Source organism: Microbacterium sp. UBA3394 (genome assembly GCF_002358725.1).
GTDB lineage: Bacteria > Actinomycetota > Actinomycetes > Actinomycetales > Microbacteriaceae > Microbacterium > Microbacterium luteum.
In genome coordinates, this window is sequence record NZ_DEPK01000031.1 from 1,870 (window position 1) to 7,784 (window position 5,915).

Here is a 5,915-nt window from a genome sequence, read left to right on the forward strand (position 1 = left end):
CTCGGCGCGCTCATCGCGTTCCGCGCGGTGCAGGGGCTGGGCGCGTCGATGATGACCCCGCAGACGATGGCGGTCATCACCCGCACCTTCCCGGCCGGTCAGCGCGGCGCGGCGATGGGTCTGTGGGGCGGAACATCCGGCGTCGCGATGCTCGTCGGACCCTTGGCGGGCGGCTTCCTCGTCGACGGCCTCGGGTGGGAGTGGATCTTCTTCATCAACATTCCCGTCGGCATGGTGGGATTCGTTCTGGCATGGATGCTCGTGCCCGACCTCGGCAGGCAGCCGCACCGCTTCGACGTGGTCGGCGTCGTCCTGAGCGCCGCCGCGCTGTTCCTCATCGTCTTCGGGCTGCAGGAGGGTGAGGCGTACGACTGGGCGCCATGGGTGTGGGGGATGATCGGCGCCGGTGTCGTCGTGCTCGGGCTGTTCCTCTGGCAGCAGAAGCTCACACGGGGCGAGCCCCTCGTGCCGCTGGGGCTGTTCGGCGATCGCAACTTCGCGCTCGCCAGCACCGGAGTCGCCATCGTCGGGTTCACCGTCACGAGCATGTCGCTGCCGCTGATGTTCTTCATCCAGCTCGCCCGCGGACTCTCCCCGACGCAGGCGGCCCTGCTGCTCGTGCCGACAGCCGTGTTCGCCGGCGTGCTCTCCCCGTTCGCCGGACGCCTGCTCGACCGCGTCGATCCGCGCGTTCTCCTGGTGCCGGGCCTGCTGACGGTCACGGGCGCCCTCGTGGTGTACGCCGCGCTCATGAACATGGACACGCCGGTCTGGGCGTTCCTCATCCCGGCGGCGATGATGGGGATCGGCAACGCGGGCATGTGGGGACCGCTCGCGACGACGGCCACCCGCGATCTTCCGCGCCGTCAGGCGGGGGCGGGCGCCGGGATCTACAACACCACCCGCACCGTGGGATCGGTGCTCGGATCATCGTCGATCGCGGCGATGATGCAGCTGAGCCTCGAGGCACAGCTGCCTGCCGGATCGGCGGCGGGTGACGTCGCAGCCGCCACCGAGCTCCCCGCCGACCTGGCCGACCCCTTCGCCACCGCGATGGCCCAGTCGATGCTGCTTCCCGCCGCGGTCATGGCACTCGGCGTCGTCGCCGTCTGCTTCCTCCGGCGCCCGGACCACCCGCGCACCCGTTAGCCGCGGAGCGGGCTTCCCAGCCACCTCGAGCGTCGGCGTGCTACCGTCGTTGTGCGGCTTCCTGCCGCTGCGTCGACGATACGCTTTCCGGCCTCCCGAGCCGCGACTTCTTCTCGATCGGCGAACCGATGCGCGATCCCGCGCCGTCGCCCACCCCGCGCCCCGCGTCTTCTCGCGTGCCGCGCTCTGTCAGAAAGCACTCCCCCATGTCCTCCTTCCTCGCTCTCGGCGTGCCCGAGACCCTCGCCTCCTCCCTCGCCTCGCGCGGTGTGACCGAGCCGTTCCCGATCCAGCGCGACACCCTGCCCGACGCCCTCGCCGGCCGTGACGTGCTCGGCCGCGGCCGGACCGGCAGCGGCAAGACGATCGCGTTCTCGCTGCCGATGGTCGCGCGCCTCTCCGGCGCGAACGCCGCCCGCCGCACCGGCGGGCACCCGCGCGGACTGGTCCTCGCGCCCACGCGCGAGCTCGCCTCGCAGATCGCGGCGACCATCAAGCCCCTGGCCGATGCGACCGGCCTGACGGTCACGACCGTCTTCGGCGGCGTCAGCCAGCGTCCGCAGGCCGACGCGATCCGCGCCGGCGTCGACATCGTCGTGGCCTGCCCCGGTCGCCTCGAGGACCTCATGCAGCAGGGCATCGTCAAGCTCGACCGCATCGAGGTGACGGTGCTCGACGAGGCCGACCACATGGCCGACCTCGGATTCCTGCCTGGCGTGACCCGCATCCTCAAGGCCACGCCGCAGGGTGGTCAGCGCATGCTCTTCTCGGCCACCCTCGACCGTGGCGTCGACACCCTCGTGTCGAAGTTCCTCCAGAACGAGGTGCGTCACTCCGTCGACGAGTCCTCGGTACCCGAGGGCACGATGATCCACCGCGTCTTCGTCGCGGCCGACGCCGAGGTCAAGACCGCTCTCGTGCGCCGCATCGCCTCGGGATACGGCCGCCGCATCCTCTTCACCCGCACCAAGCACCAGGCGAAGAAGCTCGCCAAGCAGCTCACCGCGGCCGGCATCCCCGCCGTCGACCTGCACGGCAACCTGTCGCAGAACGCGCGCGAGCGCAACCTCGCCGCCTTCGGCGCGAGCCCGGATGCCGGCGGCGTGCGCGTGCTCGTCGCCACGGACGTCGCCGCACGCGGCGTGCACGTCGACGGCGTGGAGCTCGTCGTGCACGTCGACCCGCCCGTCGAGCACAAGTCGTACCTGCACCGCTCCGGCCGCACCGCACGCGCGGGCGCCGACGGCGTGGTGGTGACGATCGCGCTCGAGGCGCAGCGCCGCGAAGTGAAGGACCTGCTGCGGAAGGCGCAGATCACGGCGGCCCTGGAGCCGGTCGACGCCGCGCACGCGACCGTCGCCGAGCTCGTCGGCGAGTCCGCCCCCGCGGTGAAGCCCGCCCCTCCGGTCGCATCGACGGGTGGACAGAAGCAGTCCGGCGGCGGCCAGAAGCGCGCGGGCGGCCAGAGCCGCTCGGCTCGCGGCGACAAGCCCGCTGCCGGCCACGGCGGCGCCGTGCACGGACAGCGTCAGCGGGCCGGCGCCCAGGGGTCGGCCGCAGCTCACAACCCGGCCGAAGCGCCGTCGAGCCGTCGGCGCCGGTCACGCCGCGGCGGGCGCGGGCGCTCGGGCGCGGCGCGCGGCGGCAACGTCGCGAACTGATCGGCGGCGCGACGCGCGTCAGACCCGCACGGGGAAGCGCGCGTCGAGCCACGCCGAGAGGTCGGCTCGCACCTCGGCCTGCGCCACGTCGTTGAAGACCTCGTGCCGGATGCCGGGGTAGACCAGCGTCGTGACATCGCCGAACCCCGACCGACGCCGGTAGGCATCCGCCAGGCGATGCACGCTCTTCGGACCCCCCACAGTGTCCTCGCTCCCGACCAGCAGCAGCGTCGGAACGTCGCGCGCGAGGCCGCGCCGTGGCCGCGACAGCACCTGGAGGGTGTTCCAGGGACCGAACAGCTGCAGCATCGGCGTGGCCGTGGTGAGCGGATCGTCGAGGAACGCGGCGCCGGTCGCGGGGTCGGACGAGAGCCACTCGACGCCGGTCGCATCCGGACCGCTCCACGGCCTGTTCAGCGGACCGGAGTTGAGGGTGCCGGGCCACGGCAGCGCGGAACCCGACAGCACCAGACCGTCGTAGGCGGTGGGATGCGCATTGACGAGCTTCTGCGCGAGGAACGACCCCCACGAGTGGCCGAGCAGAACCAGCGGCAGATCGGGGTTCTCGTCACGGATGAGCCGGGTGAACCGCCACAGCGCGTCGACGGCGGCGCGATGTCCGCCCTTGCCGAGGCGGCCGAGCTTGCCGGGGCCGCCGTGCTGACGGAGGCCGGTGCGGCCGTGCCCGCGGTGATCGTCGGCGTACACGGTGAAACCGTCGGCGGTGAGCGCCTCGATGAGGGCAGCGTAGCGGCCGGCGTGCTCGCCGACGCCGTGCAGCAGCTGCACGACTCCGCGGGCCGGCGTGCGGGCGGCGTGCACGTCGTAGACGATCGCGACCCCGTGTGCGTCGATGAACTCGGGCATGGGCCGAGTCTATGCGCAGCACGTCTGGCGCCATTCCTTTAGCGTGACTAATGAGCTATGCTAAAGAATCGCATGAGCTTCCCCGAATCACCCACCACCGCCCCCGCAGCCGTTCACGCCGACGAACTCGAACGCGACATCTCCGCCGCCGACTTCCGCATGGCGACCTTCCGCCTGGCCCGACGCCTCCGCGCAGAACGCGCGATCGACAGCATGAGCGACGGCCAGTTCGCCGTGCTCGCCGCGCTCAAGGTCCACGGCCCGCACACGCTGGGCGAGCTGGCCGAGCGCGAGCGCGTGACGGCTCCGTCGATGAACCGCACCGTGAACTGCCTCGAAGAGCTCGGATTCCTCAGCCGCACCGCGGATGAGACCGACCGCCGCAAGGTCAATATCGCCCTCACCGACCCCGGACGCGACGTCGTCGACGAGACCGTGCGCCGGCGCGACGCATGGCTCGATCACGGCCTCGCCTCACTCACCCCCGAACAGCGGCGCACACTCGCGGCCGCATCCGAGATCATGAAGGAGCTGGCCGCACGATGAGCATGTTCCGTTCCTTCTCGGTCTTCAACTACCGCGTGTGGTTCATCGGCGCCCTGGTGTCGAACGTGGGCCAGTGGATGCAGGCGACCGCCCTCAGCTGGGTGGTGCTGACCGTGCTCACCGACAACGACGCCGGCGCGATGGGGGTCACCATGGCGCTGCAGTTCGGTCCGCCGCTGCTGCTGGTGGGGGTGACCGGATGGGTCGCCGACCGCTTCGACCGGCGGCGCCTGCTGATGATCACGCAGGGGGCGCTCATGCTGCTCGGCGGCGCGATCGGCCTCCTCATCCTGGTCGGGGCGATGTCGCTGCCGCTCATGTACGGCTTCGCGCTGGTGCTCGGCGTGGTCGCCGCGTTCGACAACCCCACCCGGCAGGCGTTCGTCTCCGACCTCGTCGCCCGCGAGAACGCCTCGAACGCGATCGCGCTGAACGCGGCATCCTTCAACTCCGCCCGCATGCTGGGCCCCGCCGTCGCGGGCGTCGTGATCGTCGCGGTCGGCACCGGCTGGGTGTTCGTCATCAACGCCCTGACCTTCGTCGGGATGATCGCCGCACTCGCGATCATCCGCCCCGACGAGCTGGTCCCGCGCGCGAAGGCCCAGGGCCGGGCGCGCCTGACCGACGGCTTCCGCTACGTCGCGCGCCGCAGCGATCTGCTGGTGACGTTCGTGATCGTGTTCATCATCGGCGCGTTCGGCATGAACTTCCCCATCTACGCCTCCACGATGGCGATCGAGTTCGGCCAGGAGGCCGACGGCTTCGGTCTCCTCAGCTCGATCCTCGCCGTGGGCTCCCTCACGGGCGCGCTGCTGGCCGCGCGTCGTGACCGCGCCCGCTTCCGCATCATCCTGTTCGGGGTCGGAATGTTCGCCGTCTCCGCGGCAGTGGGTGCCTACATGCCGGTGTACTGGGCGTATGCCATCACGCTCATGTTCCTCGGGTTCTCGATCGTGACGATGCTCACGACGGCCAACGGCTACGTGCAGACGACGACGGAACCGGCCCTGCGCGGCCGCGTGCTCGCGCTGTACATGGCGGTGCTCATGGGCGGCATGCCCTTCGGCGCACCCATCGTCGGCGCGGTCGTCGACGCGTTCGGCCCGCGCGTGGGCATTCTCGTCGGAGCGGGAGCCGGCGTGGTCGCCTTCTCGATCGGCCTCGTCTGGCTGCTGTCGTCGGGCCGTGTGCACCGCCACGAGGCTCGCCGTTTCCGCCTCACGATCGACGAGACCCGCCCGCTGTCGGTGGTGCGGCCGACGCCGGAGGAGTTCAGCGAGCCGATCGCCCAGACGACGCCCATCCCGCTGACAGACGGCCGTACGGCCCCGCGGCGCGGCCGCGCGGTCAGCCGACCGGAACCGGCGCCGCGCCGCCCGGCGCATCCGGCGCGACCTCACGCTGACTGACCAGGCGCCGCAGCACGATCGTGACGACGCCCGCCACGGCGCAGCCGGCGGCGATGATCGACAGCGTTCCGAACAGTCCGATCCCGGCCTGGAGCTGCGGGAAGAAGAACGTTCCCACCGCTGCGCCCGCCTTGCCGGCAGCGGCCGCGAAGCCGGCGCCGGCACCGCGCACCTCGACGGGGAAGACGGCGGTCGGCATCGCGAAGGTGGTCGCGTTGGGTCCGGCGTTCATGAACAGGTTGAACGCCGCGAAGGCGAGGAAGACGATCGCGAGCTGAAGCGG

6 protein-coding genes are annotated in these 5,915 nt (G+C 71.5%); 4 read left to right on the plus strand and 2 right to left on the minus strand.

Annotated features, from left to right (window positions below; genetic code table 11):
- Together B4E30_RS01555 and B4E30_RS01560 are read left to right on the plus strand one after the other, a co-directional pair.
- Window positions 1-1,149, plus strand: a 1,149-nt coding sequence (locus B4E30_RS01555; protein ID WP_286793212.1) for an MFS transporter, incomplete at its 5' end; no start/stop codon positions are given.
- Window positions 1,150-1,355: 206 nt separating this feature from the next.
- Window positions 1,356-2,810, plus strand: a complete 1,455-nt coding sequence (locus B4E30_RS01560; RefSeq protein ID WP_286793213.1) for a DEAD/DEAH box helicase — start codon at window positions 1,356-1,358, stop codon at window positions 2,808-2,810.
- Between the two features lie 18 nt (window positions 2,811-2,828).
- On the opposite strand, the gene B4E30_RS01565 is transcribed toward B4E30_RS01560, so the two are convergent.
- Entirely contained in the window at window positions 2,829-3,677 is an 849-nt protein-coding gene (locus B4E30_RS01565) for an alpha/beta fold hydrolase (RefSeq protein ID WP_286793214.1), read from the minus strand.
- 72 nt (window positions 3,678-3,749) lie between these two features.
- On the opposite strand from B4E30_RS01565, the gene B4E30_RS01570 reads away from it, so the two are divergent.
- Together B4E30_RS01570 and B4E30_RS01575 are read left to right on the plus strand one after the other, a co-directional pair.
- A complete protein-coding gene (locus tag B4E30_RS01570; RefSeq protein ID WP_286793215.1) occupies window positions 3,750-4,223 on the plus strand; it encodes a MarR family winged helix-turn-helix transcriptional regulator in 474 nt (157 codons plus the stop codon).
- Window positions 4,224-4,225: 2 nt separating this feature from the next.
- Window positions 4,226-5,632, plus strand: a complete 1,407-nt coding sequence (locus B4E30_RS01575) for an MFS transporter (RefSeq protein WP_286793235.1) — start codon at window positions 4,226-4,228, stop codon at window positions 5,630-5,632.
- On the opposite strand, the gene B4E30_RS01580 is transcribed toward B4E30_RS01575, so the two are convergent.
- Window positions 5,571-5,915 (minus strand): MFS transporter (locus B4E30_RS01580; protein ID WP_286793216.1); only part of this gene is annotated, 345 nt, incomplete at its 5' end. The two genes, B4E30_RS01575 and B4E30_RS01580, sit on opposite strands and share 62 nt — an antisense overlap.

Bases quoted from the DNA above. Each gene is read 5' to 3' on its own strand.
- B4E30_RS01560 (WP_286793213.1), top strand. From the start codon at position 1,356: ATGTCCTCCTTCCTCGCTCTCGGCGTGCCCGAGACCCTCGCCTCCTCC.
- B4E30_RS01565 (WP_286793214.1), bottom strand. From the start codon at position 3,677: ATGCCCGAGTTCATCGACGCACACGGGGTCGCGATCGTCTACGACGTG.
- B4E30_RS01570 (WP_286793215.1), top strand. From the start codon at position 3,750: ATGAGCTTCCCCGAATCACCCACCACCGCCCCCGCAGCCGTTCACGCC.
- B4E30_RS01575 (WP_286793235.1), top strand. From the start codon at position 4,226: ATGTTCCGTTCCTTCTCGGTCTTCAACTACCGCGTGTGGTTCATCGGC.